Genomic DNA, 26,718 nt, shown 5'->3' on the forward strand with positions numbered 1-26,718 from the left:
CAATGACCTTGCCCCGACGCCTTGAGCGACGCCAGTGCTCCCGCTAAGGAGATGGTGAGCGCGGGTGTAGTTCAGAGGTAGAACGTCAGCTTCCCAATCTGGACGAATGCAAGATAATACAATGGTTTATCTGCAAACGGCGCAGACTCCACGCTAGACGACGCCTTGCTTGGCGCTCCCTGTGTAAACGAGTTCAACTTCGTCTTTCACCCTACGGTCCCTCGCTCTGACCACATGGAGGTTGCGCTCCTTCAGAGACCGCCGTAACCCGGTGGTTCCGGGGAGGAATGATGACGATCAATCTTGGCTCGATCTCGTTCGACGAGGCGATACTGCTGCGTCAGCTGCGACAGGATATGCGGGACGACTGGTTCCCGGATGCGTTAGCTTTTGACGACCTGCTGCGCCCCGGCAGTCCTCGCGAGCGTATCGAGGCAAACTTCGATCAGAACCATGGGGAGTACGTTCCGTTTGACCGAGATGTCTTCAATGTCCCAAAATCGAACTTTACGGTTCGCTATGGCCTAGAGACTGGGGTCAATGATCGCCTAGTTTATCACGGCCTGGCCGCGAATATCTCGCGATTTATAGACCCTTTGATCCCTTGGTATGTCTTCAGCCATCGTCGAGATCGCTATCGTGATGATGGACGATATCTTTTTCGAAGAAGTATAGGCGCTTGGCAGGATTTCGTCGGCGCTGTTCGCGCTCAGGTTACGACCGGAACGGTGCTCCTATCGACGGATTTAACTAACTACTTCGATAACATTAATATATCAAAGCTGAGAGTTCAGCTTAACTCGATGATACGAAGCGCATCCTGCTCGCCGTCGCAGAAAGGAGTGATGCGAAGCGAAGTGTCATTGCTGTTTGATTTACTGTCCAGATGGAGCTTTGATAGCGAGAGGGGGTTGCCGCAGAACCGAGATGCGTCATCATTTCTCGCGAACACCTACATGATGCCCATAGACGTTTTTATGCGGGATCGGGGGTATACATATTTTCGATATATGGACGATATCAAGATCGTCTGCGCCAGCGCATTTGAAGCGCGGCGGGCATTGAAGGATCTGGTTGTCGCCCTGCGCGATCTGGGCCTAGCCGTGAACTCAAAGAAAACTGTGATCTGTGATAGCGCAGATACCGCTACTCTTGACGAATGCCTTGATGCCGGAAGTCCGGACATTGCTCGTCTGGATGCGCTGTGGGCAACAAAGTCACGGACATCGGTTTCATCATCATTCCCTTTGCTTCGATCTGTAACGTCGCGCCTTCTCACAGATAGCGACGGCGTCGGTGTCGATGGTCGGGAGTTTCGCTACTGCATGAACCGGATGATCATGCTCGCTACGTGCACCGAGTTTGCGGTACCGGCTGCCTACTTCTCGCCAGTCACATCACTCGTCGTGTCTCGTTTAGCGGATCGTCCAGCAGCTACTGACCAGTTCGCGAGGTACCTTCGCGCGGTTGAGATCGATGCAATCAACGAAGATGCGCTCGCTGGGCTACTCTGCGATGATCGACGGTCTCTTTATGGTTGGCAGAACTACCGGCTGTGGTGCTTGGTCGCCCAGAAGGAGGTGCTGCGGGCAGACCTTCTAGCCCGCGCCCATGCGGTGCTTGCAGAGAAAACTGATGGCCCCTCAAGAGCCGGCGCGTCTCTCTATCTGGGAGTTGTTGGGCAGGAGGCGGATCGGTCAGCGGTCGCCCAACGGTTCTCAACCCTGAGCTCTTATCTCGGGCAGAGGTCGGCACTCATTTCGCTTCAAGGCTTCCGTTATGGCCCGATCATGCGTGAGAACGTGACGCCTTATGTTCGTTCCGATTTGGTGGGCGTCTATCGAAGTTTGCAGCGCGGGCCGCGTGTGTACTTCTCACCGCTAGAGCGCACTTCGATCACCAAAATCGTCGACTCGGAGCGTGATTATGCGTGACGTTGGCATCCTTGTTTTCTTGCCGGACTTCTTCGATCTCGACCGAGCGATGTTTATCTTTAAGGCATCGCCCAACGACCCTGCGCTGGTCGTGGAGCCGGGCAGTCTTAGGGCAATCCATCGACCAACAGTTGTGGTGGATGCGGCGAAGTTGGTTGCCGAACTCAAGCGCGGCGATCACCTGCCGCCAACGTGGCTACTCGATTTTTCTGACGCGCTGAAGTTGCTGAATGGTGTGGCAAAGAATGACGGTGGAGCGAAGCGGAATGACGCTTGGAGGTTCGTAGCGGCTCATGCCCGTGCTGCAAGCTCGTCGACTGTCGTCTCGCAGGTTCGAGAGTTGTTCAACGCCAGCGTGGATTGGCCGGAGTCGGCGGACGGTCCTGTCGAGCAGCTCACCCTCTTCGCTGAAGAAGTTTCGTCGGCGTGGTCCGCTGTATGTGATGCCCTGGAGGCCGCTGGCGAAGATGAACGCTACGAGCAGGTAGAGGCACCGGCCTCGCAGGTCTTTTTCGAGCGACAATCGTCCGGGATCGGCGTGGACCAGGATAAGCTCAAGAGGCTCCTGGAAGTCGCTGAGCGTGATAAGTACGTCGCGTACAACGAACTTGCTGAGATCATTAAGGCCAGCCCGTCTGGGTTAAGCGCTCGCAACGTCGGGCCTGTTTTGGCGGAAACAGATGCATCTCATTTGTCAGCATACGCTGATGCACCGAACTTCGAGGAGTATATACGGTTAGCTGCAAGCGAGTCCTTGTTTGCCGAAACCTTCTACAAGTTCATTCGGGCAGGGCGTGATGTCAGAATACTCGCCAGTCTTCAGGGTGGCGCCGGTTCTCGCGCCTATCCGGAGTTCCAGGTTATGGGCACCGTTACCGGGCGAGTGCTGGTCTCTAATCCAAGCCTCCAGCATCTTCGCAAAGATTTTCGATCCATCTTGGCTCCTGACCGGGGGAAGAAGCTTGCCTATTTAGATTTTGCGCAGTTCGAGCCGGGGATATTGGCGCATCTGTCTGGAGATGAGGGCTTCATCGCCGCCTACAACCGAGCGGATGTGTACGAGGAGCTTGCGATCGCCATGTTTGGCGATCGAGACAAGCGACCTGTCGCGAAGAGAATGTTTCTATCGTTCTGTTATGGCATGAGCCTCGAGCGGATAGTGGATCTCGTGGGTGGCGATGATCTCGACGAGCGTTCTCGGTCATTCAGGGCTTTTGTGGACCGCTTCCCGGGCCTCGCTGCATTCCGGGCGAACGCTGAACGTCAGCTCGTTGAGGATGGGTACGTTGGGACTGCGTTCGGAAATCGACGGTATAGAACTCAGGCAGGGCAAGAGCTGTCCCCTGCAGAGCGCAGGTGGCCGGTCAGTCAGGCGGTCCAGGGGACGGCTTCACTAGTCTTCAAGGAGGCGGTGCTCGCTTTGACTGCGCGTTTCGGCATTGGAGCGGTTTTGCTGCCGGTCCACGATGCTGTGCTCATGCAGTTCGACGTGCGTGGTTACAAGACCTCTGTCCGAGACGCGGCTGAGCTGATGCGACAAGCTATGGCTACTCGGTGCCCGACAGTTCAAGGTCGAGTGGTCGTGGTGGAGACGTTCTGAGGTCTCGCTTGAGTATACCCCGCGAGGCGTCGTCACGAGACGATTTCCCGCGTCTCGCATGGGTTATGTCCCGACTTCCGATACGGTCTCGGTGTATGGTCTAGACCTCAACGAGACAGGAGTGTCGCTTGGCGATCATCGGATACGGGCGGGTCAGTTCGACGGGGCAATCGCTGGAGATCCAGGCTCAACAACTCCGTGCGGCGGGCTGTACCAAGATCTTCGAAGAGAAGGTCAGTGGCACGAGTCAAAAGGGTCGCGTCCAGCTAGCCATAGCCCTGGATTACGTGAGGGATGGGGATGTGTTCGTGGTCACAAGGCTCGATCGTCTCGCGCGGTCCATGTCGGACCTTCGCGACATCGTAGACCGGCTGATGGAGAAGGGCGTCGAGTTTCGCGCGATCCAGCAAGGAGCAATCGACACGACCACGTCCGGCGGAAGGCTCATGCTGAATATGCTGGCGGCGGTGGCAGAGTTCGAAGTCGATCTTCGCCGGGAGCGTCAGCGTGAGGGCATCGATAAGGCTAAGGCTGCCGGAGTGTATCGCGGTAGGCCGAAATCTATCGCCGCTGATGAGGTGCTGCGCCTCCTTCGGGCTGGGGTCGGCCCCGCCGAGACGGCCCGCCGCCTGAAAATCGGGCGAGCGAGCGTGTACAGGATCAAGCGGCAGGCTGGGATGGGGCTAGAAGCCGCTCAGGAGCTCGTGGAGGCCGCATGAGCTGCACTTCCGGGCAAGTCCCTCGCGGGGCACCCCAAGGCGACTCTATGGAGCGGAAAATCGCCCCGTCCCACTTTGCCAAGACATCACGCATGCCGACGAGCGGCATTGACATTTCAGATAAAATGAAGTAATCGTGCGCGCTCGCCCACGTTTCTTATGAACATAATAGATACCGGGTTGATACCTAGTTTCTGATATAAAAAAGAAACGAAGCGGCTGCTGCACGCCTTCGGCGCGCAACTTGCCTACATCTCCAGCTCCTTCGCCAGCGCCTTCGGCGCGCTCCGGAAGCCGTCGATGTCGGCAAGTTCGTTTCAATGGCGCTCGACATACAGCATGCATTGCTGTATCACGCTTAAACGGTTCGAGGTTCGCTTCGACCTCCTCACCCGGACACCGCTCCGGTTCCGCTGACCCTTGAAGGGGTCGGTGGCTGATCCCCGAGGGGGTCAGTATCAAACCTTCTCTCCCCTGTTTGACATGCAATCGCTTTCTGCTGCCGGATCTTGGCTTCCGGCTGTCATCGACCAACGCGCTGCGTTGGCCGCCCTCAACTACGTTTCGCAGCACATCAGCTGGTGTCTGCATTTCTCCGGCTGGGATCCTGTATCCGTTTCGGTCGAAGACCCTACCTATCTCCAACTTTGTGCGGAGGGCATCGAAACTCCCCGATACGAAGATCGCGCTCGTGGTCATGTCGCCGATCAGGTTCTTCAGATCGTCGGCAGGATGACTCACCAGCACCTGCGATATCGCGGGATCGACGCCACCATCCGTGATGATCTCGCGGCGCAACGCGCCAAGCTCGACGATCTGCGATCATTCGTTCTTGCTCGGATCCGGAATGACCTGAACCTGCGAGGGGAGAGTCTCCCCGTCATCTGGTGCGGGAGGGTCGAGGACGAACTGTCCTGGCAGTTGCCAGAGGATGCGAAAGCTGTTCGCGGCTACCTCGGCATGGATCAGGTCGTCGATCCCAAGCCTTTGAAGCAAGGGTTCAACTACGTGTTCAAGTCGATGGCCCTCGCTGTCGATACCTCGGGCGCCCCATCCATCAAGGCAGACCCCTACAAACTGAAGGATGTCTTGAATGCGCGCCATGTCGGCGAACCTCGTGAGCGGGCACGTAATCTCGTCTACCGGGCGAGCTGCGCCTACCTAGCCCTTCTCCCTGCAGTCGAACTCCGGGCGTTGAGCGGCGATGAGGTCGTAGGACTGCTGCAGGCCGAAATCGGCTCACGAATGACATCAAGCGGTTGTTGGGGGCTGATTGATCTCGTCATTGCAAGCGACCGGCAACAGCTCGATCTAAAGCTTCCGGCGCTCGACCCTGTATGCGCTGATCGGCTTCTACGACTCATATCGGAGCAGGAGACGCGGCGATGCCGGGGCCTGTACGGACACATATCCGGAGGTGACAAATGATCACCCCCGTCCCGAGCATCACCATGCCGGACAACATCACCGCCCCCATCGCCTGGGAGGCTGCAGACTTCATCACCCAGCTGACCGACTGGAGGATCATCCAGGCCAACGCCGACCCTTTGACATTCGACATCGAGTGGGATGACGTTTTCGCAGGAGACTTCGACTCCTGCGGTGCCTGGGAAACACGAGACTTCGCAAACGCCCATATCGCCCAGTGGATCGCCGACCTCATCCGGACCGGCCTGAATAAGACCAGCATCCGGAAAATGAGTCTCCAGGTGCCCCAGGAAGCCCAGTCAGAGCCTTTCCTGGCAGGACTTAAGGAAAGGGTCTGCATAGCGCTCAGCGACGCTCTGAGAGTCCATTACGACCAGTCCTTGAAGCAGTGGGAGCGCGACGCTCGAACCTGCACCGGGCTGATTGAGGATCCCATCGATCAAGATCGTTTCCGGGCATATGTCGGTCTGGATCAGGTTGTCAGCGAGGACGCAGCTCGGAAGGCGATCAAATATGTCTTCCACCGGATGCACTGGCACCTTGAGCAGGACGACCGCTGGGTCACGCTTGAGCCTGACTGGCGGTTCTCACGCGCCGCTCCTCGCCGGGATGCTACTGATGAAGCGACCAGAGCAAGGGCATTGGTATGCCGGTGTGTGGACGTGCTGGCGAAGGAGGATCTCGACCTCCGTCTTCACCAAGGCGACCAATCACACATGACCCGCGACACTCTCCGGGACGATCTGGAGAAGCGGTTCGCCAAGGATGGTGTGTGGGGCCTGATCAATCTCGCACTGGTGAGAGACCGGATGGTGTTTTCGATCCCGTCGCCGAACCTGGAGCATAAGAACAGCAAGAAGATCGTGGAGCGTCAGGATAGGCGCTTGTTCAAGCCGCACCGGATGCGGTGGGAACCGAAGTCCTAGAGATCGTCGTCGTATCGGCACCCTGGTGCCTTCGGTGCCGACCGGGTTGGGACGCTTCCCTTACACCCCGGTCGGTGCTGACCATTTCACGACTTCTCAAGTGCAGCGCTGCGCTGCCCTGTTAGACAAATCCGGGGGCTGGGGAGGTGTTGTGAGCATACGCCACTAAAGCACCGCCTGCCCTGATAGCAGGTGTAAGGATTATGACGTGCGACGTCAGTTTCAGGCAATGACCAGTTCGACTTCTCCAATCGTCCGGTACGGCGACGGCTAGCCCTTACCGGGGGAGCGCCGGATCATTCCCGGTGTGCGGCCTAGCCTGGCGCAAGCCTAACTCCGATGTGCCATAGTCAGTCGGCTGACTTGTGCTGCGAGGCGCGGGAATGACGGAAAAGATCATGACGCGGGCCGCTCAATACGTCCGAATGTCGACTGAACGCCAGGATAGCTCAATCCTCCAGCAGAAGGCGGCGATCGCTACCTATGCGGCGCTGAACGGGTACGAGATCGTTCGCACCTATGCAGACGAGGGCGTGAGTGGACTGCTCATCGACCAACGCACCGGCCTCAAGGCAATGTTGGCAGACGTGATTTCCGGATCCCCAGGCTTTGAGGCGATCCTTGTCTATGATGTCAGTCGGTGGGGTCGGTTTCAGAACCCAGATCAGGCCGCCCACTACGAGTTCCTCTGCGTCGAAGCGGGGGTAGCCGTCAAATACTGCGCCGAGCAGTTCGAAAACGACGGCAGCTTCACCGCAACCCTGCTGAAGAACCTCAAGCGGATGATGGCGGCGGAGTACAGCCGGGAACTCTCCGCAAAGGTAGCCCAAGCCAAGGATCAACTTGGAGCTGCCGGCTTCTGGCAAGGCGGCCCGCCGGGTTACGGGCTTCGTCGACGGCATCTGCTGGCCGATGGCACCCTTGGACGAGTGATGGAGAGTGGTGAGCGAAAAGGTCCCCAGAACGGACGCACCACACTCGTGCTCGGTCCCGCTGATGAAGTCGCCGTCATCAGGAGCATCTTCCGAATGTTTGTGGATGAGAAGTTGGGCATCAACACAATCGCACGTCGCCTGACCCAATCGGGTCACTGCCGTGAGGGCCGCCGCCCCTGGAATGCGCACTACGTCCACCACATCCTCACTAGCCCCCGGTACGCAGGCACGAACGTCGTCAGAAAATCCCGTCGCCGGATGCGAGCGACAAACCCAGAGTACCTGCCAAGGTCCGAGTGGGTTTGTGTGCCCGGAGCGTTTGAAGCCCTCGTTGACCAGCGGACGTTCGACGCAGCTCAAGCTCGCCTGCACCGCAACCGGACACCGCTCACCGATCGGCAGATGCTTGATGGCTTAGCGCGGGTGCTAAAGCGCCACGGGACGCTAAATGCTAAGCTCATCAACTCTGCGAGGGAAATCCCCAACGCGCACCGATTTGTCAGGCGTTTCGGGTCTATCAACAACGCCTATCAACTAGTTGGCTATGAGCCGACTCTTCGCCAGACCGCCTCTTCACGAAGCTTGCAAGAACATCGAAAGGTGAAATCGGCGCAGCACACCGTTGATGGTTTGGGCGCTGAGGGTGTGATCAGCCTTCTTAGACGCTTGCTCGCTGAGCACGGTCGGTTGTCCATGAGCCTGATTAATGCCGAGCTTGGCCGTGCTGCGTATCAGCTTCTAGCGACCCGGTTCGGGGGAGGGCGGCGGCTTTACGCACTGGCGGGATATAGGCCAGGCAAGCTTCAGAACTCGAAGTTCAACCGGAGCTGGGATGAGACGCTAACTTCAGAGGAGGCTGAAGCGCTGCGGCTGCGCGTAGTCGGCGGTGAAGCAGTGCCCATTAGCTGGTGGGAGAGGGCGCGCGCGCCTGCCGGTGCCTCTGCTCTGGAGCGCGATTAGGGCCGTGGCTCCTCTCTGATTTTCAGGTCCCCCTCCATCCCGCCCCACCTGGTCAACGGATCAGGCATTTTACGACTCCGAAGGGATAGTGTTTATATCGGCTAAGTCTTTGTGCTGAGCGGGATTTGCAGCATGCCGAACGAACTCCAAGGGATCCTTGCTCTACTCGTCATCATCGGCCCCTTGGCGATCTATGGCGTCTTCCTGAAGCGACGGAGCGATCAACTCGATCGATTGATCGCCGCAGAGGAAGCTGCTGAGCGAGCGCGGGTTATCGACCCTCGCTGACCCCTTCGCTCTACCAACGCGACGCTCGTTGGTCAGAAAATAATATCGTCACCCACTGCGTTCGCCACCTCGTCGATGAGATCTGAGGGCGCAAGCCCGAGGGCTCGTGCGTACGCGACGAACTCTACGAAATCGAGCCGACGCCCCTTCGTCTCGACCTTCGCGACGAACGAGTATGGCTTCCCCATCTTTGCCGCCAAGTCCCGCTGCGACAGTCCAAGCGACTGACGGCGCTCGACGAGGAGGCTGACCGCCGTCTCATAGGAGGGGGACTGAACCCACACTCGTTGCATCGCCGCCTTCCCCTAGTGGAAGGCATTGGCTAGAGGTCGGCGGAAGTGCTTCTATCATGGGAGCATAGCGGAGATGCGGGGTGAAGATGGAAGCGACTAAACGCAGAGGCGTTCAGTGAGGGCGTTTGGTGCATATACGGTGGTCGGGATCCTGACCTTGATGATCGCTGGGTGCGATCAGGAAGGAGCTCGTCAGCGGGAGCAAATCGAAACGGCGCAACAGGCGGTGACCTCGGAGATGATCGACCCCACTTCGGTTCTCTTCAGCGACGTGACTGCTACCGCGACTTCAGTTTGTGGCTGGGTCAATGGAAAGAACCGGCTCGGCGGCTACGCCGGAAAGCAGCGCTTCATCTGGTCGGGCAGTGGACATGTCGAGCTCGAGTCGGAGTCTGACCCGGCGAAGTTCCCCGATCTGAAGCCACAGGCGCGAGATGCAAGCCGGTGCATGTTCAACGCGAGTTTCGGAGCCTGCAAGGGCGATGCGAGTGCTCCTGACGCCCTGTCGTGCATGGACTGGCTCGATACGAGCGTGAAATCCAACTAGCCGGTACGAGCCGGGCAAAAGCCACAACCAACTGACATTGCGTAGGTTACGGTCGCTCCATCCAAACATTGGAGCGACCATGACTACCTACAACCTCATCACCATGCTCGGAGACCAAATCTCAGGACTCGAGCCGATCATCTGCAACGAGCAACAGGATGCTGTCGCGTACTCGTGCGGCGTCCTCACTGAACGCACGAAGTCCCACGCCGAGATGTACGCGAACCTAGGCGTCCACTGGCTGGTCGAAGAAGGGGAGCGCTTTCTGGGAGACGCTACCGTCCCTGCTGGACGGAGAGTCGGCACCTGGAAGCTGGTTTTCTCCGGTGGTCGTCCGAAGCTGGCCTGGGTGGACTACAGCTCTGAAAAGCGATCGGTGAAATCCAGCCCGACAAGCATCTAAATGCCGGGAAAACCTTGTGTTTCTCTCGCGATGTGGTAAACTTCTCTTATCAAGTCGGCACAGGCGTGCTGCTTGTCCTCATCCCCGAGTAATCGGGGCTCAAAGGCGGCGGCAGCGCCTTACTGACTGCCTCAGAGTAAGTTCCCAATGAACCTGGAACCGTTCTCCACGTCCTCTGACGTGATCCCCAACGTGCGCCCTGCACGCCTCCAATCAATCCAGCCTCGTATGTTCACTGCACAGCAGGCCGCGACGTATGTCGGCTACAAGTCGACAGATATTCTGCGCCGCATCCCCGTCACGCCGGTGTCTCTCGCTTCAAATGGTGACGCCGCGCCACGTTGGGATCGGGTCGCACTTGATCAGTGGTTGGATGGGCTCGGTGGCATCGGAGTTGCCAGCTCGCAAGCAACCGATCTTGAAGCCGACTTTGCCGCCTGGGAGGCTGGCAATGGGCATTAAGCGACCATCTCTGCCCCACATACACCGCGTCGTTCGCCGCCTATCGGATGGTCGATACCATATTCACATCTACGCATATCGTGGGCGAGGCGCGCCGCGACTGGCAACATATTCTGGTCGAGATATGCAAACCGCCCGACATGCCGAACTCGCCGGCGTTGACGAACTGGTGAAGAGCTATGCGGCATCTCGCGTTGCAGGGCAGAAGCCAACCAAAACGGTCCACGACCTAGTCGTCCTCTATCGTGGCGACCCGGAAGGTTTGCCGAAGCTGGCTAAAACAACGCGAGCTCAATGGTCTCCCTGGCTCGATAAGATCGACAATCAGTTTGGAAGCCTAGAGCTACGTCTCCTCAAGGCGGCTGGGGCTAGAAACGCGATCAAACGTTGGCGGAACTCCATGGCAGACACCCCACGGAAGGCTGATTATGGCATCCAGGTTCTGCGGCGCGTCCTGTCTTTCGGCATGGAGGAGGGCTTGGTCGAAGCGAACCCGGCGGCGTCGTTCAAGAAGCTCCACAACGTCAATCGAGCCGACCAAATCGTGACCGACGATGAGCTCGCCGCCATACTGGCAAAAGCAACTCCCCGTGCTCGTCACGTGATCGGTCTTGCAGCCGCGACCGGACTCCGGCGAGGCGACCTGGTTGAACTGCAATGGGGTCAAGTTCGAGACGACCACCTAGAGGTGAATACAGGCAAGAGTAGCGGGCGAGTGACTGCGACAGTGCCTCTTACTCCGGCGGCAAGGGCCATCATCGACGACCTTGCTGAAGAACGGAGAGAGAGCGTCGCTAGGGGAGCGATCCCATCCGCGTTCATTTTGACCACGGAGAAGGGTGGGAAGTGGCTTCCAGCGTCCGTCACCCAAGCCTTCATAAGGGCGGCAGCCGCCGCTGGGGTTGCTAAGCGTCTGCATGACCTCCGAGGCACTGCTGCGACGCGACTGCTTCTCGCTGGATGCACTTCGTTTGAAACGGCCAAGATAATGGGCTGGGAAGAGAGGAGCGTCGATCGCATCCTCCACCGCTATGTGGATCCCGGCGCGATCGCCAGGAAGGTAATAGAGCGCCTTGCTCAGGCCGAAGTGACGGGATAGATCGGAACAGCTGGCGAACAACGCTGTAAACCACGCAGTAAACGGTGCATGTTTGTTCCTTTCTGCGTGGTGTCAAGCGATTGAAATCGTTGGGAAATGCGGGTGTAGTTCAGAGGTAGAACGTCAGCTTCCCAAGCTGAATGTCAGGGGTTCGATTCCCCTCACCCGCTCCAAATCCAACGGCGCAGAGGCCGCCTGGTGCGACTAGCGCCTCAGGAACTCGGCGACGGCCTGGTTCAAAGGGGCGGCGCATTCCTCGGGCAGCCAGTGTCCGCAATCCGGGATGACCAGGCCCTCGACATCGGTCCCGTATTCGCGAAGCTGATCGACCTGGAACTGGCCCATGCCGCCGTGCCCGCCTCCGCCGATCGCCAGGACCGGCATGGTCAGCCGCGTCGCCGAAAGAGGCTTGTTCCGCGCTGCGGTCTCGTTGAGGGCGCGGTAGTAGTCGAACGAGGCCTTGAGCGCCTGGGGCTTGGCGTAGGATGCGGCGTAGAGGTCCAGAAGCTCGTCCGAGAAGGCGGCCCGATTGGTGGCGTGTTCCTTGATGAAATGCTCCAGGAACATCCGCTCGTGACCGGTCACCAGCGTCTCGGCCAGGTCGCCCTTCGCCGCGAAGAAGCTGAAGTGCCAGACGAGAGATTCGCCCTGCGGGGTGAAGGCCGGGAAATCATAGATGCGTTCATCCGGGATCGGCGCTTCCATGAAGATCAGCCGGCGGATGTCCTGCTGGTTCTGGACCGCCATCGGATAGGTGTTCCAGATGCCGATGTCATGCGCGACCAGGTCGAACGGCGCATTCGGGCTCAGTTGTTTGGCGAAGGCGTGCAGTGTCGCGGCGACGTCCTGGCCGACATAGGACGGGGGCGGGCTGGATTGTCCCAAACCAGGAAGGTCGACTGCGACCACGGTGTGGGTGCGTGCGAGTTCCGGCATCAACTGATGCCACTCGTACCAGCTCTGGCCGAATCCGTGGACCAGCAGGACCAGGGGGCCTGATCCGCCCTTCACATAGTGAAGATCGACGTCGTCAACGCGGGTGGTCCTGCTTTCGAACCCGGCCGGGACTGGAAACTCCGTCTGTGCCTGGGCCTGCGCAACTTGCGTCTGGGCCTGTGCAGCCGTGGTGGCGAGCGCCGCAGCAAGCGCGGTCGCAGCGATGAGTTTCTTGAGCATTTCGAGTTTGTCCTGTGAGGAATGGGGAATGGGAGAGGTTCAGGCCCGCCGAGGGCCGGGCGGGAAACCCGTGGCGCGCGCGGTGAAGGCGATGGATAGGGCGATGAGCGTCAGGGCGAGAACCGCAGGCGGGAAGGTCCCGGCGCCGCCCTTCCCGAGAAGAATTCCGCCGAGGAGACTGCCGGCCGCGATGGCGCCGTTCCATACGACCACGTTCATCGAGAGGGCGATGTCCGCGCCGTCACCCGCCGTGTCGGCGAGCGCGGTCTGCAACTGTGTTGCGGCGCCGCCGAACGTCAGGCCCCAGGCGGCGGTCGCCACGAGCAGCACGGCCGGATGGGATCCCGCCAGGATCAGGGCGAGGGCGGTGATTGCAAAGATCGACAGCGCGACCAGCACCGAGGCCCGCAGGGCGCGATCGACGAAGCGGCCGGAGATCCAGATGCCGATCAGCGCCGCTGCGCCGAAGATGAACAGGACAAGATCGACGCGGTCCGCCAAGCCTGCGCGGGCGGCGAACGGCGCGATATAGGTGTAGAGCAGATTGTGGGCGAGCATCCAGAACAGCACCACGCCGAGGACGGCGCGTACGCCCGCCAGTCCCGCCACGCGGCCGAGGGGGATGCCCTTGCCGGCCTTCTGACCGGGATAGTTGGGCACGGCGAGAAGAATCCAGGCGATCAGCCCGATCGACATCAAGGACATGACTCCGAAGGCGAGGCGCCAGCCCAAGGTCGCGCCGAGCCATGTCCCAAGAGGCACGCCGAGCGACAGGGCGATCGGGGTGCCGACCATGGCGATGGCCATGGCCTGACCCTGCTGGTGAGGGGCGACCATCCGGCGCGCGTAACCGGCCAGCAGGCTCCAGGCCAGGCCCGCTGCGGCCCCCGCCAGGAAGCGCACGATGAGCGTCAGCCCGTAGTTCTGGGAAAGCGCCGTCAAGGAGTTGAAGACCAGGAAGCCGAAGACGGTCAGCAGCAGGACCGATCGACGTGACCAGGTCTGGGTCAGAAGCGTCAGCGGGATCGCGGCGACGAGCGATCCGAGCGCATAGGCGGCCACGGTTTGCCCCGCCAGGGACTGGGATACGCCAAGCCCGTCCGCGACCTGCGGCAGCAGGCCTGCCGGCAAGGTCTCGGTGGCGATGCAGATGAATCCCGTCATGGCCAGAGCGAGCAGCGCGGCCACCGGCATTCGATCCGCCGGGGGGCCGGACGGAGGGGTTTTTGACTGGGTTTCAGGCATGGCGTCCACTACTTATGTACCGAGCGGTGCGGAAGTAGCCGTGCATGCTTATCTGGTCAACGACTTTCGTATCGAGTAGTACATAAAACGAGAAGGAGGTGAGCGATGGCGCGAACCGGCAGACCGCGGACGTTCGATCGGGACCAGGCCCTGGAGGCGGCGCTTACCTTGTTCTGGCGGCACGGCTACGAGCTGACGTCGCTCAGTCAACTCAAGGAAGCGATGGGGGGGCTGTCCGCGACCAGCTTCTACGCCGCCTTCGGATCCAAGGCGGAGCTCTTTCAGGAAGTTCTTGCTCTTTACCGGTCCACCCAGGGACGGGTCACCGACGCCTTGCGGGACGACACAATCCCCCCACGGCAGGCGATCGAAAACTGTCTGAGAGGCTCGGCGCGGATGCAGACCGAAGCCCACCATCCCTCAGGTTGCCTTATCGCCCTGGGCGATGGGAACAGCGATGCTTGTGATGAGGCCGTGGTTACGGCCCTGCGTCAGGAGCGGCAGCGAAATCGCGACGCGATCAAGGCTCAGATCCAGCGAGCCGTTTCAATCGGCCAACTCCCCCAGACCGCCGATGTCGAGGGCCTCAGCGTGCTCTTCAACACCTTCCTCCTGGGCATTTCCATCGCCGCAAGGGACGGCGCAACGACCAGGCAGCTTGAGCAATCCATCGACCATGTAATGCTGGCTTGGTAGGGGCTCAGGCCCAGCGCCTTGCGGCAACCTGGGTTCTTTCGGAGGATCAACGCCGGCTCGTGGAGCCGACGGCCCCGTCCCGCAGTGGCGGAACGGGACTGCGAGGCGGGGCCTCAGTAAGTCACGGTCAGGGTGACCGTGTCTTCGAGCGCATCGGAAGCCAGACGCGCCGTGTTCGCCGCCGCGGCCGGGATGCGGGCGTAGATGGTGGCCGTGGCGGCCCCGGTGGTCGCATCCGATGTGTCGGCGATCCCTGCCGTGGCCGTCAGCGGCGTGGCGCGAGTCTGGTCGCTGTAAAGCACATAGCTGAGGCTGGACACGCCGTCCGTCAGGGTGCGTCCGCCCGTCGTGCCGGTATTGGCCGTCAGCGAGAAGGCGGTGTCGGCGGTGCAGGCGAGGGTGACGTCCGACTGGCCGAGCGCCTCTTCCACGGGACCGACGTCGCCGAAGTCGAGGGCTTCTGCATTGGTGATTTCGCAGGTCGGGGGCACGGTCGCCGTCACCGAGAGATCGGACGTGCTGGAGGTTTGGGCGAAGGCCGGAGCCGCGATGGAGGCGACCAGCGCCGCAGCGCCGAGGATGAGGGTACGCATGGGAATCCTTTCGAGGGGCGATAAGCGCCGGATGGCGCGGTGATCCATCTCCCCGACGCCCTGATCGGGGGGATAGGCGGTGGGGGCGCGGGCGGCGGCCATCAGTAGGCCACCGTGACGCGCACCGTGTCTGTGTAGGTTCCGGCGTGGACGAGGCGCGTTCCACGCGGGATCGATCCGTGTACGGTGGTCAGGGCGGAACCCTCCCCGAACACCTTGGTCACGCCGCCGACGCCGCCGACGCCGCCGACGCCGGCGGCCAGGCCGTCTTCGCTCCAGGGTTCAAGACAGCCCGCATCCTTGCAGAGGCGGTATGGCAGGCTGTGCCCCTGGCCGTCGGTCATCCGACGCTCACCGTCGGCGGGGAACAGGCCGTCGCCCAAATACAGGGTGTAGGCGGCGCCCTCGCCGCACTGGACCGCGACGCCGCCTTGGCCGGTGGCGGCTTCGGACAATTGTCCGCCGCCTTCCAGGACGCCGAACCGGACCGCCTCCGTGGTCAGAATTCCGCACCAGGCCGTCAGTTCGACCAAGAGTTCCGTCGTCGCCGTGAATGTTCCGCCGGCGACACGCCCCGATGTCCCGTCGCACGCCGCCCCCGTGTCCGATGCCGCGACATAGCCTTCCAGGCCGAGGGTTCCCGCATAGAGGCCCGCGCGGCCGGCGGGCTCGTCCGGCAGGCGAAGATGGATCCGGGTCACGGCGCGGGTGGTGGCGCCCTGGCCGTCGGCCACTGCCGGAATGTCCAGAGTGGTGAACGCGGCCCAGGCTGCGTCCGCGAGGACCGGGCCCGAGGCGGCGCCCGCCGAGAGGTCGTAGGGAATCTCGTCCGTCCCGAAGCGAAGCGCTGGACCGCCGACGCGCGTGAAGGCCAGGCAGACGACGGCGCTTCCCGGCGGCTCGCCGGTCGCGGCCGAGGCCCAGTCGCAACTGACGCTGATCTCGGGCGAGATCTGCGGCGCCGTCCCGCTGACATAGGCGCCCTGTGCGCCGTCCACAGCAGCGGTGCAGGCCTCGATCCGCACGGTCTGGGCGACCGCCGGCAGCGGCGCAAACGGCGCCCCGCCGGCCAGGGTCATCGCGCCGATCCATCCCGCGACCTGGCTCCAGTTCTGACCGGGGCGCACTAGCGACACAGGACTGGCCCGATCGTCGGCTGTACCGGGCCGGCGAGATCATGGTCGAACACGGCGTGGCAGATTCCCGCCGAGCCGAGATCGACGGCGACAGTGTTGTGCGCCTCCAGATCCCGGAGATAGACTTGGCCGTCATAGCCCGAGACGCCGGCGTCCCGCCCGTTGCGCCGGACTGCGAGGCCTGGCGGCAGCAGGCTTCCATCCGGTCGCTGGATCACGATGACGGCCGACTGGACCTTGCGCGCACCGAAATCGACGACGCCGCCCTGGCGCCACCCGGCCACGACGGTCCTCTCGGTCGCCTCGGCTTCCCAACCCTCAGGCAGGTCGATCGGATCGATGGCGATCCGGTGACCGTAGTAGGGAATCAGGGCCGGCAGTAATGCGCGGCCGTCGGCGTCCGTGCGCCCCATGCGCACGCCGCCCTGCATCACCTCGACGCCCGGTCCGGCGTTCCGGACGACGGCGAAGGCCTCGCCGACACGATTGGCGGCGAAAACGCCCCCGCCCGCCGCCACGACCGCCCCCTCGGCCTGAACGCCGAACCGCCATCCCGCCGTTCCCTGGTCCAGTTGCGCCCGCCAGGCCGCCTGGGCCGTCCGATAGCTGACCGAGGCCGTGTGCTGTTCGCCGCCGTCGTCATACCGGCGCGCGGACAGGTTCCAGCCCAGATCGCCCCGTCTCTGGCCGGACGACCGGCCGATCTGGCTCTCGACGCCGGTTCGCCGTGCGTCGCCGACAAGGCTTGTGCTGGCGCTGACGCCTCCCCCGAAACGCAGGCTGATCGTGGCGAAGACGCCGTAGCGATCTCGCCCGTCGAGGTCGGCGTAGCCGCTGACATAGAGGCTGCTCCGGTCGCCTATCGGCCGCGCCAGGGACAGGTTGACCGTGCGCTGGTCGAGGCCTGTCGTCGCGATCCGGGCATAGGACAGATTGACGACGGACCGGTCGAACCCCGGTGCGTAGGTCACGCCCGCACGATCGACGATGTGCGCCGCTTCTGTCGTGTCCCCCCAATTCACCGCCGTGGATCGGCGTCGGTCGGCGTCCCGGTGCAGCGACACCCGGACGAGGTCGTAATAGTCGCCGAAGGTGCGTTCGGTCGTGGCGAACAGTTGAAGGCCGCGCCATCGACCCTGGGCCTCCAGGGTGTATTTCCCCCCGGACGCCTGCCTGTAGCGGCTTGCCGACAGCGAGCCGAGCACGGCCCCGTGGCCGCCCAGCGACTGCACCACGCCGATGCCGCCGCCGATCAGGCCGTCCGCCGCGCCTTCGGTTCGCGCCTCCACGGTCAGGCGATCGCTGACGCCGTAGCGCCCCGACGCCGCGGCGAAGACCGTGTCGTCATAGTCGAAGGAGGTCCGGCCGTAGTTCAGGCGCGGCGCTCCGACGTCGACGGAATACTGCAGCAGGCCGGCCTTCAGTTGGCGACCGAGATAATAGTAGGATCGGCTGGTCTCGATCTGGCGGCCGGCCGCGTCGGTCAGGATGAGGCGGATGTCGTCGCCGGCGACGAACGGCAGGCCCTGCAAGGTGAAGGGGCCTGACGGCGTTTCACCCGAGAAGATGCGCTGTTGGCCCACATAGAGGTCGAGCGTGGAGGGGAGCGCGGCTGCGCCCGAGAATTGCGGCAGGGCGGTCGTGACTATGTCGGTCCGCTGTTCGAATGCGCTGGCGATCTGGAAACCCGCCAGACGAACGCTGCCGGTCCAGGCCAGGGCGTTGCTGGCGAAATCGCCGGCCAGATAGGACCGGACAGCCAGTGGGTCGATCCGCCGCCAGCGGCTGTCGAGCCGGACCAGCGCGTCGTCGCCGAAGGCTCCTCCGCTTCTGAAAAGGGCGGAGTTGGAGACCGCCCCAACGCCGGACAGGCCGACGACCTCGACGTCGCCGCTGAGCGACGCCTGCTCGGATCCGCCCTGTGCATAGAGGCCATAGTTCAGGATCACGCCGTTCAGCGGCCGCAGGTCGCTGATGTCGGTCGGCTGACGATCTCCGCCGATGTCGATCCGGTGGGGTTCGAGCCGCTCGACGGGCGCCGTCAATGCGATCGTCTGGCGCGCCTCGTCATACTGGGCGATCACGCCGAGACGGGACAGGAGGATCTCCGTCTCGCCCGTCTCCAGGCCGTCGGTCCTGATCCGTATGGCCTGCAGTTCGTCGGCGCGCGCCATGAACTCGCCGTTCGGCAATCGGCGCAGAACCAGCAGTTGATGGGTCGGGGCGCCGTTGACGAAGGCCTCGAGCACCATCCGGACCGGCGCATCGGCCGGCGCAGGCGGGCCGGACGGATCGGGGATTCCGGGGGCGGTCATGCGGATCTCGGGATCGGCCCAGGCGGGGGCGACGCCGCAGGCCGCAGCGAGCAGTATTCCCACGCTCCAGCGGCGGCGCATGCGCTTCGGCCCATGGTCAATCACCGCCGACAAGGACAGACTCGCTGATCCGTCGCCCGCCGTCTTGAGCCGTGAGCGTGAGGGTGCGGGACGAAAGCGACTCTGCGCCGTCTGGTCCGATCAAGGGCGCATCGAACCGGCGTGACGCGCCGGCAAGAACATAGGCGTTCAGTCCGTCGCCGAAACGAATGTCGCGACCCTCGGCGGTGCGCGCCGTCAGCCCGGCGATTCGCGCGCGCCGATCTCCGCGATTGACCGCCTCGACGTGGAGGCCGGTCTCGTCCTTCCAGGCGCGCCACTCGATCCGCGCCTGTGCGTTCGAAGGCGTCACGAAGACCGGCACCGAGGCGCGTAACAGCATGGCCACCCCCACCCCCTCGCGCCGCGCCTCCGAGGTCTTGGGCAGTTCGTCGATGACGAGGCGGTAGCCGATCTCCGATCCGGCCGTCTGCGAGGCAGGGCGCGCAATCCTGACCGTGTAGGCCGCGCCGGCCGGAATGGCGGCGAAGGGCGGGCTCACGATCGTCTCGGGCGCGGGCTCCAGGCGATCCTCGCCGTCGACCTGGGACCAGCGAAACAGCCGAATCTGGAAGCTTGCGGCCTCAGTCCCGGTGTTGGTCAGGGTCAGGGCGGCGCCTCTCTGGGTCGGCGTCATCTGAAGGCTGATCGGCGATATCCGCAGGGACGCCGCCTGGGCGGCGTGTGACGTCAAAGGCCGACCGCGAGGGCCGCCACGAGAAAACGCGAGCGCATGAACATGGTGGTTATGTTTGGTAATCAATCGAGGGGGAGCGCGAAGTTAGCTTTATTTCCGAGAAAATAGATCTTTGCGGTACTTAAATCGGTCTATGGATTGGGATCGGAATATCATTCCAAGTAATTTGAACGATATTATTACTTGATTTGAATTCTTAACGACGAAGCTGAGCGGCCGCTTAAATCGTCGGCCTGAACTCGCCCGTCAAGGGAATATTAGACAATCAGAGTTCGTCCGATTGGACCTCTGGTCTCTCGTCCAGGCTGTGAATGTGAGAGGTTGAATCAAAAAATATCTTGAAATAACAAAATGTAAGATGGCCGTATGTCACGGCGTGCCGTCACGATGGGGCGGAAGCCGCATTTATCTTCAGGAGCGATAGGGCTCATATGATTTGGGCGCCTAATCACCGGCGCGTTGGCGCACTAGTCACCTTGCAGGATAAGATTCGGCTACTAAATCATCCTTGATGTGGTGTTTTAGTTAAGTAGTTGTCGATTCAGGACAAGTAAGGATAAGATTTATGGTAAACGTGTCGGGCAAGGTTGTCGTGATCACCGGAGCCGGCAGCGGCCTGGGCGCGGAAACGGCCCGGCATCTGGTTCGCGCCGGCGCACGGGTGGTTCTGGGCGCGCGTCGCCTCGACCAACTGCAAGTCCTCGCCGACGAACTCGGTATCGACCAGGACGCCATCCGCGAGACCGACGTCGTCAACCCCGACCAGGTCAGGGCTCTCGTTGATCACGCCGTGGCGCTGCACGGCCGCATCGATGTGATGATCAACAACGCCGGAATCATGCCGACGGGGCTGCTGGAGCATTTGCGCATCAATGAGTGGGACCGGATCATCGATCTCAACGTCAAAGGCGTCCTGTACGGAATCGCCGCAGCGCTGCCGCACATGAAGGCGCAGAAGAGCGGCCACATCATGAACGTCTCATCGATCGCCGGTCACGTCGTCAATCCGGCGGTCGTTGTCTATTGTGCGACCAAATACGCGGTGCGCGCCATTTCGGAGGGCCTGCGCAAGGAGGTCAGACCCTACAACATACGGTCAACGATCCTGTCGCCGGGAGCGATACTTGGCGGCGGGCCGATGGAGGAGGGCGCGGACCCGACCCGTCACGACACCCTGACGGCCTATTACAGGCGCATCGCCATTCCGGCGTCGAGTTTCGCCCGGAGCGTTCTGTTCGCGATCAGCCAGCCCGAGGATGTCGATATTGATGAGACGCTGTTCGACCTCGCGCCGCAGAATGTCTGAAGGCGCGCGCGACAGGATGCGGATGGGAGCCGAAAGCGCCGGAACGCCGACGCGCCGGCACGCCGCACGTCCGCCTGGAGGCGGCGTCGAGCCCGCCTCCGACGCCCATGCGGACGGTCTCGAATGAAGCGCAATGAACTTGGAGATCTGATCGCCTTCCTGGCCGTGGCGGAAGCGAAGAGCTTCACGCGCGCCGCCGCCAGGCTGGGAACCTCGCAATCCTCGTTGAGCGAGACTGTCAGGCGTCTGGAAGAGCGGCTCGACGTCCGCCTTCTGACCCGCACGACCCGAACCGTCGCGCCGACGGACGCCGGGAGGCAGCTGGTCGAGACCCTCAGGCCGGCGCTCGACGGCATCAAGGACCAGTTGTTGCGGCTCAACGAGACCCGCAACCGGCCGGCGGGCAGGCTGCGGATCACGAGCAGCAAATACGCCGCGCTGACCATTCTCGGTCCCGCAGTCAGCCGGCTGCTGGCCCTGTATCCGTCGATCCAGGTCGAGATCGATGTGAATTCCAGCTTCGTCGACATCGTCCGCGACGGGTATGACGCGGGGGTCCGGCTCGGCGAGAATATCGACAAGGACATGATCGCCGTCCCGCTCAGCGGCGACATGCGGATGGCGGTGGTGGGCGCTCCCGCCTATTTCGTGGAGAGGCCGATCCCGAAAACCCCGCAAGAGCTCGCCGGCCATCTGTGCATCAACCGCCGAATGAGCGACACGGGCGCCCTGAGACTCTGGGAGTTCTCACAGAACAATCGAACGGTGAACGCCCCGGTCCAGGGACAGCTGACGACCAATGACGACGACCTCGTCATCCGATCCTGCCTGGCGGGCGACGGCCTGGCTTTCATGCTGGAAGGCAGCGTCAGGGGCCATGTCGATGACGGTCGGTTGGTCCGGGTGCTGGAGGACTGGTGCCCGCCCTTTCCCGGCTTTCACCTGTACTATCCGAGCCGCCGCCAGTCTTCCGCCGCGTTCCGCCTGTTGCTGGACGCCCTGCGCGGAAGGCTCTGACGGCGCGTCAGCGCTTCAGGCGGGGACTGACCGTTCCGTCGGGGAACGGGCCGCGTCTGGCCGCGCTGAAACGGCACAGGTAGCGACGGAACAGTTCGCCCTGTTCATAGGCGGTGTCCCGGGCGGTGGCGGCGCCGGTCAGAGCCACTTCGCCCTCCTGGTCCAGCACACGCCAGTTCCACAGGCCCGGCTGGACCTCGGCCAGTTGCAAGGCGAAATCGGTCTGTTGGGCAGCCATCACGTCACCTGTTCCAAAGCGGGAAGTTCGCCTGGAACTACGCAATTATACGGCCATCCCGGTCAGGAGCGGGGCGTTCGCCCCGCTCAGGCGCCTCAGGTCACGGCGACCTCAGCGCGGCGCGCGCTTGGCCAGGATGCGCTGCAGGGTGCGGCGGTGCATGCCCAGGCGACGCGCCGTCTCCGAGACATTGTGGTCGCACAGCTCATAGACCCGCTGGATGTGCTCCCAGCGCACCCGGTCGGCGCTCATCGGGTTTTCCGGCGGCTCGGGGGCCTCGTCGCCCGCAGCCAGCAGAGCCTTGACCACATCGTCGGCGTCGGCGGGCTTGGACAGATAGTCGACGGCGCCGGCCTTGACCGCCGCGACCGCCGTGGCGATGGCGCCGTAGCCGGTCAGCATGACGATCCGGGCGTCCTCGCGCTTCTCGCGCACGGCTTCGACGATCTTCAACCCGTTGCCGTCCTCCAGCCGCATGTCCAGCACGGCGAAGGCAGGAGCCTTGTCGCGCAGCAGGACGGTCGCCTCGGCGACGGACTCGGCGGTGGTCACCTGGAAACCGCGGGCTTCCAGCGCGCGCCCCATCCGGGTGCGCAGGGCCTGATCGTCGTCCAGCAGCAGCAGGGACTTGTCGGGCAGGGCGGCGATACGGGCTTCTAGTTCGGACATTCTTCTCTCCTGCCGCTTCAAGTCGGGACCGGAAGCGCGCGGGTCAAGGCCAAGGTTCCCCCTGCGACGCTTCGACCCAATGCGGTAAACCGGCTGCGACCGGACGATATCACGCCGGAACCTCCAGGGCCGGACGGGCCCAGCGCACCGCCACACGGGCGCCGCGCTGCGCGCCCTTGGTCTCCGACTGGGCCAGGCCCTGGCCGACGCTGACCGATCCGCCGGTCCGTTCCAGCAGGGTGCGGGCGATGAAGAAGCCCAGGCCCATGCCGCCCTGGCTGGGGGCTATGGGCGCCTCCATCTCGGCGGGCTTGCGCTTGGACGGGCGGGCTGCGGCGGCGATCTGGGCGGCCAGGGCCTGACGCGCCTTGCCCTGGGGCCGGCTGGTCACATAGGGCTCGCCCAGCCGGGGCAGGATGTCGCTGGCGAAGCCGGGGCCGTCGTCCAGGATGTCGATCTCGATCCAGCCGGCGTCGACCAGGGCCTGGACCCGCACGGTCGTCCGGGCGAAGTCGGCGGCGTTCTCGACCAGGGTCGACAGGCCGTGAACCACCTCCGGCATCCGGCGCACGCGCGGCGCGGGCTGGCCGGGCGGGGTCTTCACCAGCACCTCGAATTCCAGGTCGAAGCCCCGATGCGGCTCGACCACCTCTTCCAGCAGAGCCTTCAGCGCCACATCGGCGTAGAGGGCGTCGTCACCCTCCGGCTGCTGCGACAGCTGGGTCAGAATGCCCCGGCAGCGCTCGGCCTGCTGCAGGATCAGGGCGGCGTCCTCGGCGGCGTCGCTGCCGGGCGCCGAGGCGCGCTGCAACTCCTTGGCCACCACCTGGATGGTCGCCAGGGGCGTGCCCAGTTCGTGCGCCGCCGCCGCCGCCAGACCGCCCAGGGCCGCCAGCCTCTGCTCGCGCTGCAGCACGTCCTGGGTCGTGGCCAGGGCCAGTTCCAGCTTCTCGGCGTCGGCCGCCACCCGCCAGGCGTAGCCGGCGGTGAAGACCACCCCCGTCACCAGGGCCATGGCCATGCCCAGCCGATAGAGCTGGGGCAGGTGGAAATCCTCGTACTCCCGCCACGGCAGGGGCTCGGACCAGAAGAACAATACGCCCACGGCGATCAGGGCCAGTACGCCCAGGAACAGGGCCTGGCGCATCGGCAGGGCCGCCGCCGCGATCGTCACCGGCGCCACCAGCAGCAGGCAGAAGGGGTTCTCCAGCCCGCCGGTCAGCGCCAGCAATATGCCCAGCTGGAAGATGTCGAAGCCGAGGTGCACGGCGGTGGTGCGTCCATCGGGCAGGCTGGCTTCCAGCCGCCGCACCCGCGCCATGGCGCCCACATTCACCGCCGCGCTGATGGCGATGACGATCAGGCAGGGCCACAGGGGCAGGGGGAAGTGCAGGCCCTGGTGCGCCGTCAGGATCGCGGCGCTCTGGCCCAGGATCGTCAGCCAGCGCAATACGATCAGGGTCCGCAGCGAGAAGCCGCGGCCCCGGCGCGGGGCCTCGCGCCAGCCGTCCAGGGCGTCCTGGGCCAGGCTGTTCGAGCCCAGGCCGTTCCGGGCCTGTGCGTCGGGGAAGTGCGGCGCGATGCGGTCTTCTGTCGAGGTCACCGGCCTTCTATAGACCGGCTCAGACTTTTCCGTGAGAGGCCGTCATGCCGCGTCGTTCCATCCTGCTGTTCGCCGGCGCCTGTATCGCCATCGCCGCCGCCCTGGCCATAGTGACGATCGTTGTGGTCAATGCGCGCTCGACCCCGACGACCGGCGAGATCGGCGCCTCGGGCCAGCCCCTGATCGGCGGCGATTTCCAGCTGACGAACCAGGACGGCCGGCCGGTCGACCAGAGCCTGCTGAACGGCAAGTGGAGCCTGGTCTTCTTCGGCTTCACCTACTGCCCCGAGTTCTGTCCCACGACCCTGGCCGAGATGGCGGCGGTGCAGCAGCAACTGGGCGACAAGGCCAAGGATGTTCAGTTCGTCTTCGTCAGCATCGACCCCGAGCGCGACACGCCGCAGCAGATGAAGGACTATCTGTCGTCCGACGGCTTCCCCAAGGGGGCCATCGGCCTGACGGGCACGCCGGAACAGGTGGCCCAGGCGGCCAGGGCCTACCGCGCCGTCTATGAGAAGGTCGGGGAGGGCGAGGGCTATACGATGAACCACTCGCTGCAGGTCTATATCATGGGACCCGACGGCCGGTTCCGGAACCTTCTGGGCTACAACCTCGGCCCGGCCCGCTCGACCAAGATCCTCGAAGACACCATGGCGCGCGGCTGAAAAACGCGGCTGACGATCAGCCGCGTTCCTTGGTCTTGGTGAAGCTCACCTTCGGGAAACGTTCCCCGACATAGCCGGTCTCCCAGCTCGACTTGGCCAGGAAGACCGGCGCCTGGTCGATGTCGCGGGCCATCTGCGGCCGGTATTTGCCGCTGAAGTCCTCGATGTCGGCATCGGTCCCATTGACCCAGCGCGCCTCGGCGTAGGGGCTGGGTTCGAACACCACGTCCAGCCCGTATTCCTCGCCGAGGCGGTCGGCCATGACCTCGAACTGCAGCTGGCCCACGGCGCCGACGATGAAGTCTGACCCGATCTCGGGGCGGAACAACTGGGTCACGCCCTCTTCGGCCAGACCCTCCAGCGCCTTCTTCAGATGCTTGGCCTTCAGCGGATCCTTGACCCGCACCCGCTGCAGGATTTCCGGCGCGAAGTTGGGCAGGCCGGCGAACCGCACCACCCCGCTCTCCGACAGGCTGTCGCCGACGCGCAGCACCCCGTGGTTCGGGATACCGATCACGTCGCCGGCGAAGGCGTCGTCGGCCAGTTCCCGATCCGAGGCGAAGAACATGATCGGCGCATTGACCGACAGCGACTTGCCCGTGTTCTGCACCTTCAGCTTCATGCCGCGCTTGAAGGCGCCCGAGGCCATGCGGAACATGGCGATCCGGTCGCGGTGGTTGGGGTCCATGTTCGCCTGGACCTTGAAGACGAAGCCGGTGACCTCGTTGGCGCCCGGCTCGACCTCGGTCTCGACAGGGACGGGGGCGTTGCGGGTCTCGGGCGGGGATTCCTTCCTCGCCTTCATGATCTTGGGCGCGGGGGCCCAGTCGCCGATGGCCTTCAGCAGTTCGTCGATGCCGAAGTGGCGCAGGGCCGACCCCCACAGTACGGGGGTCATATGGCCTTCCAGGAAGGCCTGGCGGTCGAAGGCCGGATAGCCGCCCTCGACCAGTTCGACGGCCTCGGCCAGGGTGTCCTGCTCGCCCGCCTCGAAATACTGCGCCGCCTGGTCCAGCGGCAGGGCCGCGGGGTGTTCGGGATCCTCGGCCGAACCGGCGGCCTTGCGCGTATAGGGCTGGAACTTGCCGGTTTCGACCTCGACCATGCCGCGCAGCCGGTTGCCGCTCTCGGCTGGCCACCAGATGGGCGCCGGGTCCAGCTGCAGCCGCGACGCGATGTCGTCCAGCAGCGCCATCGGATCCTGGGCCTCGCGGTCCAGCTTGTTGATGAAGGTGATGATCGGAATGTCGCGCAGGCGGCAGACCTCGAACAGTTTCAGCGTCTGCGGCTCGATCCCCTTGGCGGCGTCCAGCACCATGATGGCGCAGTCGGCGGCGGTCAGGGTGCGATAGGTGTCTTCCGAGAAGTCCTCGTGCCCCGGCGTGTCCAGCAGGTTGAACATCTTGCCGTCGTGCTCGAAGGTCATGACCGAGGCGCTGACGGAAATCCCGCGCTCCTTCTCGATCTTCATCCAGTCCGACCGGGTCCGCCGGTTCTCGCCGCGCGCCCGCACGGCGCCGGCCGCGCGAATGGCGCCGCCGGCCAGCAGGATGTGCTCGGTCAGGGTGGTCTTGCCCGCGTCGGGGTGGGCGATGATGGCGAAGGTCCGGCGGCGCGCCGCTTCTTCGGGCAGTGTCAGTGTCATGGCGCGCGACTACCCCGCCGCGCG

26 protein-coding genes and 1 tRNA gene are annotated in these 26,718 nt (G+C 63.4%); 16 read left to right on the forward strand and 11 right to left on the reverse strand.

Annotated features, from left to right (window positions below; genetic code table 11):
• Window positions 1–287 precede the first annotated feature (287 nt).
• From ACIQ1T_RS09980 to ACIQ1T_RS10010, 7 genes are all read left to right on the forward strand, one after another.
• Complete coding sequence (locus ACIQ1T_RS09980; RefSeq protein ID WP_395944394.1) at window positions 288–1,934, forward strand: RNA-directed DNA polymerase; 1,647 nt, start codon at window positions 288–290, stop codon at window positions 1,932–1,934.
• Window positions 1,927–3,534, forward strand: coding sequence for a DNA polymerase (locus tag ACIQ1T_RS09985; RefSeq protein WP_395944395.1), 1,608 nt, complete (start codon window positions 1,927–1,929; stop codon window positions 3,532–3,534). The genes ACIQ1T_RS09980 and ACIQ1T_RS09985 overlap by 8 nt, the downstream gene beginning before the upstream one ends.
• Window positions 3,535–3,662: 128 nt before the next feature.
• Window positions 3,663–4,253 carry a recombinase family protein gene (locus ACIQ1T_RS09990; RefSeq protein WP_395944396.1) on the forward strand — a complete coding sequence of 197 codons (591 nt, stop codon included), beginning with the start codon at window positions 3,663–3,665 and terminating at the stop codon, window positions 4,251–4,253.
• A gap of 432 nt (window positions 4,254–4,685) precedes the next feature.
• Window positions 4,686–5,681: a hypothetical protein gene (locus ACIQ1T_RS09995; protein WP_395944397.1), complete on the forward strand. Its 996-nt coding sequence runs from the start codon at window positions 4,686–4,688 to the stop codon at window positions 5,679–5,681.
• Entirely contained in the window at window positions 5,678–6,607 is a 930-nt protein-coding gene (locus ACIQ1T_RS10000) for a hypothetical protein (RefSeq protein WP_395944398.1), read from the forward strand. Before ACIQ1T_RS09995 ends, ACIQ1T_RS10000 begins: the two co-directional genes overlap by 4 nt.
• 383 nt (window positions 6,608–6,990) lie before the next feature.
• Window positions 6,991–8,502, forward strand: a complete 1,512-nt coding sequence (locus ACIQ1T_RS10005; protein WP_395944399.1) for a recombinase family protein — start codon at window positions 6,991–6,993, stop codon at window positions 8,500–8,502.
• 132 nt (window positions 8,503–8,634) lie between these two features.
• Window positions 8,635–8,790, forward strand: coding sequence for a hypothetical protein (locus ACIQ1T_RS10010; RefSeq protein WP_395944400.1), 156 nt, complete (start codon window positions 8,635–8,637; stop codon window positions 8,788–8,790).
• Between the two features lie 32 nt (window positions 8,791–8,822).
• Here the strand turns inward: ACIQ1T_RS10010 and ACIQ1T_RS10015 are convergent, their stop codons facing one another.
• Window positions 8,823–9,083 carry a helix-turn-helix domain-containing protein gene (locus tag ACIQ1T_RS10015; protein ID WP_395944401.1) on the reverse strand — a complete coding sequence of 87 codons (261 nt, stop codon included), beginning with the start codon at window positions 9,081–9,083 and terminating at the stop codon, window positions 8,823–8,825.
• 157 nt (window positions 9,084–9,240) lie between these two features.
• On the opposite strand from ACIQ1T_RS10015, the gene ACIQ1T_RS10020 reads away from it, so the two are divergent.
• From ACIQ1T_RS10020 to ACIQ1T_RS10040, 5 genes are all read left to right on the forward strand, one after another.
• Window positions 9,241–9,630 carry a hypothetical protein gene (locus ACIQ1T_RS10020; RefSeq protein ID WP_395944402.1) on the forward strand — a complete coding sequence of 130 codons (390 nt, stop codon included), beginning with the start codon at window positions 9,241–9,243 and terminating at the stop codon, window positions 9,628–9,630.
• Between the two features lie 79 nt (window positions 9,631–9,709).
• Window positions 9,710–10,033, forward strand: a complete 324-nt coding sequence (locus ACIQ1T_RS10025) for a hypothetical protein (protein ID WP_395944403.1) — start codon at window positions 9,710–9,712, stop codon at window positions 10,031–10,033.
• Window positions 10,034–10,180: 147 nt separating this feature from the next.
• On the forward strand, window positions 10,181–10,495 hold the full coding sequence (locus ACIQ1T_RS10030; protein WP_395944404.1) for a hypothetical protein: 315 nt from the start codon (window positions 10,181–10,183) through the stop codon (window positions 10,493–10,495).
• A 124-nt stretch (window positions 10,496–10,619) separates the two neighbouring features.
• Window positions 10,620–11,594: a tyrosine-type recombinase/integrase gene (locus tag ACIQ1T_RS10035; RefSeq protein ID WP_395944405.1), complete on the forward strand. Its 975-nt coding sequence runs from the start codon at window positions 10,620–10,622 to the stop codon at window positions 11,592–11,594.
• A 98-nt stretch (window positions 11,595–11,692) separates the two neighbouring features.
• A tRNA-Gly gene (locus tag ACIQ1T_RS10040) sits at window positions 11,693–11,767 on the forward strand.
• A 31-nt stretch (window positions 11,768–11,798) separates the two neighbouring features.
• On the opposite strand, the gene ACIQ1T_RS10045 is transcribed toward ACIQ1T_RS10040, so the two are convergent.
• A complete protein-coding gene (locus ACIQ1T_RS10045; protein WP_395944406.1) occupies window positions 11,799–12,770 on the reverse strand; it encodes an alpha/beta fold hydrolase in 972 nt (323 codons plus the stop codon).
• A 39-nt stretch (window positions 12,771–12,809) separates the two neighbouring features.
• The gene (locus ACIQ1T_RS10050) at window positions 12,810–13,958 is read right to left on the reverse strand and encodes an MFS transporter (RefSeq protein WP_395944407.1); all 1,149 of its coding nucleotides are present in this window, start codon (window positions 13,956–13,958) and stop codon (window positions 12,810–12,812) included.
• Between the two features lie 162 nt (window positions 13,959–14,120).
• Here ACIQ1T_RS10050 and ACIQ1T_RS10055 point away from each other — a divergent pair, with 162 nt between their 5' ends.
• Window positions 14,121–14,711, forward strand: a complete 591-nt coding sequence (locus ACIQ1T_RS10055) for a TetR/AcrR family transcriptional regulator (RefSeq protein ID WP_395944408.1) — start codon at window positions 14,121–14,123, stop codon at window positions 14,709–14,711.
• A gap of 113 nt (window positions 14,712–14,824) precedes the next feature.
• On the opposite strand, the gene ACIQ1T_RS10060 is transcribed toward ACIQ1T_RS10055, so the two are convergent.
• The 4 genes from ACIQ1T_RS10060 to ACIQ1T_RS10075 all read right to left on the reverse strand — a co-directional run bounded on the left by ACIQ1T_RS10060 (window position 14,825) and on the right by ACIQ1T_RS10075 (window position 19,548).
• Window positions 14,825–15,304 carry a spore coat protein U domain-containing protein gene (locus ACIQ1T_RS10060; RefSeq protein WP_395944409.1) on the reverse strand — a complete coding sequence of 160 codons (480 nt, stop codon included), beginning with the start codon at window positions 15,302–15,304 and terminating at the stop codon, window positions 14,825–14,827.
• A 101-nt stretch (window positions 15,305–15,405) separates the two neighbouring features.
• Entirely contained in the window at window positions 15,406–16,383 is a 978-nt protein-coding gene (locus tag ACIQ1T_RS10065; RefSeq protein ID WP_395944410.1) for a spore coat protein U domain-containing protein, read from the reverse strand.
• Between the two features lie 47 nt (window positions 16,384–16,430).
• A complete protein-coding gene (locus ACIQ1T_RS10070) occupies window positions 16,431–18,836 on the reverse strand; it encodes a fimbria/pilus outer membrane usher protein (protein ID WP_395944411.1) in 2,406 nt (801 codons plus the stop codon).
• A gap of 16 nt (window positions 18,837–18,852) precedes the next feature.
• Window positions 18,853–19,548 (reverse strand): molecular chaperone, encoded by a 696-nt coding sequence (locus tag ACIQ1T_RS10075; RefSeq protein ID WP_395944412.1) that lies wholly within the window; start codon window positions 19,546–19,548, stop codon window positions 18,853–18,855.
• A gap of 568 nt (window positions 19,549–20,116) precedes the next feature.
• Here ACIQ1T_RS10075 and ACIQ1T_RS10080 point away from each other — a divergent pair.
• Window positions 20,117–20,857 (forward strand): SDR family oxidoreductase, encoded by a 741-nt coding sequence (locus ACIQ1T_RS10080; RefSeq protein WP_395944413.1) that lies wholly within the window; start codon window positions 20,117–20,119, stop codon window positions 20,855–20,857.
• Between the two features lie 123 nt (window positions 20,858–20,980).
• A complete protein-coding gene (locus ACIQ1T_RS10085; protein ID WP_395944414.1) occupies window positions 20,981–21,874 on the forward strand; it encodes a LysR family transcriptional regulator in 894 nt (297 codons plus the stop codon).
• Window positions 21,875–21,881: 7 nt separating this feature from the next.
• Here ACIQ1T_RS10085 and ACIQ1T_RS10090 read toward each other — a convergent pair whose 3' ends face one another.
• From ACIQ1T_RS10090 to ACIQ1T_RS10100, 3 genes are all read right to left on the reverse strand, one after another.
• A complete protein-coding gene (locus tag ACIQ1T_RS10090) occupies window positions 21,882–22,112 on the reverse strand; it encodes a hypothetical protein (protein ID WP_395944415.1) in 231 nt (76 codons plus the stop codon).
• A gap of 111 nt (window positions 22,113–22,223) precedes the next feature.
• Window positions 22,224–22,781 carry an ActR/PrrA/RegA family redox response regulator transcription factor gene (locus ACIQ1T_RS10095; protein WP_395944416.1) on the reverse strand — a complete coding sequence of 186 codons (558 nt, stop codon included), beginning with the start codon at window positions 22,779–22,781 and terminating at the stop codon, window positions 22,224–22,226.
• 109 nt (window positions 22,782–22,890) lie between these two features.
• The gene (locus tag ACIQ1T_RS10100; RefSeq protein WP_395944417.1) at window positions 22,891–24,384 is read right to left on the reverse strand and encodes an ActS/PrrB/RegB family redox-sensitive histidine kinase; all 1,494 of its coding nucleotides are present in this window, start codon (window positions 24,382–24,384) and stop codon (window positions 22,891–22,893) included.
• A gap of 44 nt (window positions 24,385–24,428) precedes the next feature.
• On the opposite strand from ACIQ1T_RS10100, the gene ACIQ1T_RS10105 reads away from it, so the two are divergent.
• Window positions 24,429–25,049, forward strand: coding sequence for an SCO family protein (locus ACIQ1T_RS10105; RefSeq protein ID WP_395944418.1), 621 nt, complete (start codon window positions 24,429–24,431; stop codon window positions 25,047–25,049).
• Window positions 25,050–25,065: 16 nt separating this feature from the next.
• Here ACIQ1T_RS10105 and ACIQ1T_RS10110 read toward each other — a convergent pair whose 3' ends face one another.
• Window positions 25,066–26,694, reverse strand: a complete 1,629-nt coding sequence (locus ACIQ1T_RS10110) for a peptide chain release factor 3 (protein WP_395944419.1) — start codon at window positions 26,692–26,694, stop codon at window positions 25,066–25,068.
• Window positions 26,695–26,718: the final 24 nt, after the last annotated feature.

This window comes from Brevundimonas sp., assembly GCF_044336875.1.
GTDB lineage: Bacteria > Pseudomonadota > Alphaproteobacteria > Caulobacterales > Caulobacteraceae > Brevundimonas.

Excerpts from the sequence above, each read along its gene's own strand:
- ACIQ1T_RS09980 (WP_395944394.1), top strand. The coding sequence starts at position 288 with ATGATGACGATCAATCTTGGCTCGATCTCGTTCGACGAGGCGATACTG.
- ACIQ1T_RS09985 (WP_395944395.1), top strand. The coding sequence starts at position 1,927 with ATGCGTGACGTTGGCATCCTTGTTTTCTTGCCGGACTTCTTCGATCTC.
- ACIQ1T_RS10000 (WP_395944398.1), top strand. The coding sequence starts at position 5,678 with ATGATCACCCCCGTCCCGAGCATCACCATGCCGGACAACATCACCGCC.
- ACIQ1T_RS10005 (WP_395944399.1), top strand. The coding sequence starts at position 6,991 with ATGACGGAAAAGATCATGACGCGGGCCGCTCAATACGTCCGAATGTCG.
- ACIQ1T_RS10010 (WP_395944400.1), top strand. The coding sequence starts at position 8,635 with ATGCCGAACGAACTCCAAGGGATCCTTGCTCTACTCGTCATCATCGGC.
- ACIQ1T_RS10015 (WP_395944401.1), bottom strand. The coding sequence starts at position 9,083 with ATGCAACGAGTGTGGGTTCAGTCCCCCTCCTATGAGACGGCGGTCAGC.
- ACIQ1T_RS10025 (WP_395944403.1), top strand. The coding sequence starts at position 9,710 with ATGACTACCTACAACCTCATCACCATGCTCGGAGACCAAATCTCAGGA.
- ACIQ1T_RS10030 (WP_395944404.1), top strand. The coding sequence starts at position 10,181 with ATGAACCTGGAACCGTTCTCCACGTCCTCTGACGTGATCCCCAACGTG.
- ACIQ1T_RS10035 (WP_395944405.1), top strand. The coding sequence starts at position 10,620 with ATGCAAACCGCCCGACATGCCGAACTCGCCGGCGTTGACGAACTGGTG.
- ACIQ1T_RS10045 (WP_395944406.1), bottom strand. The coding sequence starts at position 12,770 with ATGCTCAAGAAACTCATCGCTGCGACCGCGCTTGCTGCGGCGCTCGCC.
- ACIQ1T_RS10055 (WP_395944408.1), top strand. The coding sequence starts at position 14,121 with ATGGCGCGAACCGGCAGACCGCGGACGTTCGATCGGGACCAGGCCCTG.
- ACIQ1T_RS10060 (WP_395944409.1), bottom strand. The coding sequence starts at position 15,304 with ATGCGTACCCTCATCCTCGGCGCTGCGGCGCTGGTCGCCTCCATCGCG.
- ACIQ1T_RS10065 (WP_395944410.1), bottom strand. The coding sequence starts at position 16,383 with ATGACCCTGGCCGGCGGGGCGCCGTTTGCGCCGCTGCCGGCGGTCGCC.
- ACIQ1T_RS10070 (WP_395944411.1), bottom strand. The coding sequence starts at position 18,836 with ATGCGCCGCCGCTGGAGCGTGGGAATACTGCTCGCTGCGGCCTGCGGC.
- ACIQ1T_RS10080 (WP_395944413.1), top strand. The coding sequence starts at position 20,117 with ATGGTAAACGTGTCGGGCAAGGTTGTCGTGATCACCGGAGCCGGCAGC.
- ACIQ1T_RS10085 (WP_395944414.1), top strand. The coding sequence starts at position 20,981 with ATGAAGCGCAATGAACTTGGAGATCTGATCGCCTTCCTGGCCGTGGCG.
- ACIQ1T_RS10090 (WP_395944415.1), bottom strand. The coding sequence starts at position 22,112 with ATGGCTGCCCAACAGACCGATTTCGCCTTGCAACTGGCCGAGGTCCAG.
- ACIQ1T_RS10095 (WP_395944416.1), bottom strand. The coding sequence starts at position 22,781 with ATGTCCGAACTAGAAGCCCGTATCGCCGCCCTGCCCGACAAGTCCCTG.
- ACIQ1T_RS10105 (WP_395944418.1), top strand. The coding sequence starts at position 24,429 with ATGCCGCGTCGTTCCATCCTGCTGTTCGCCGGCGCCTGTATCGCCATC.
- ACIQ1T_RS10110 (WP_395944419.1), bottom strand. The coding sequence starts at position 26,694 with ATGACACTGACACTGCCCGAAGAAGCGGCGCGCCGCCGGACCTTCGCC.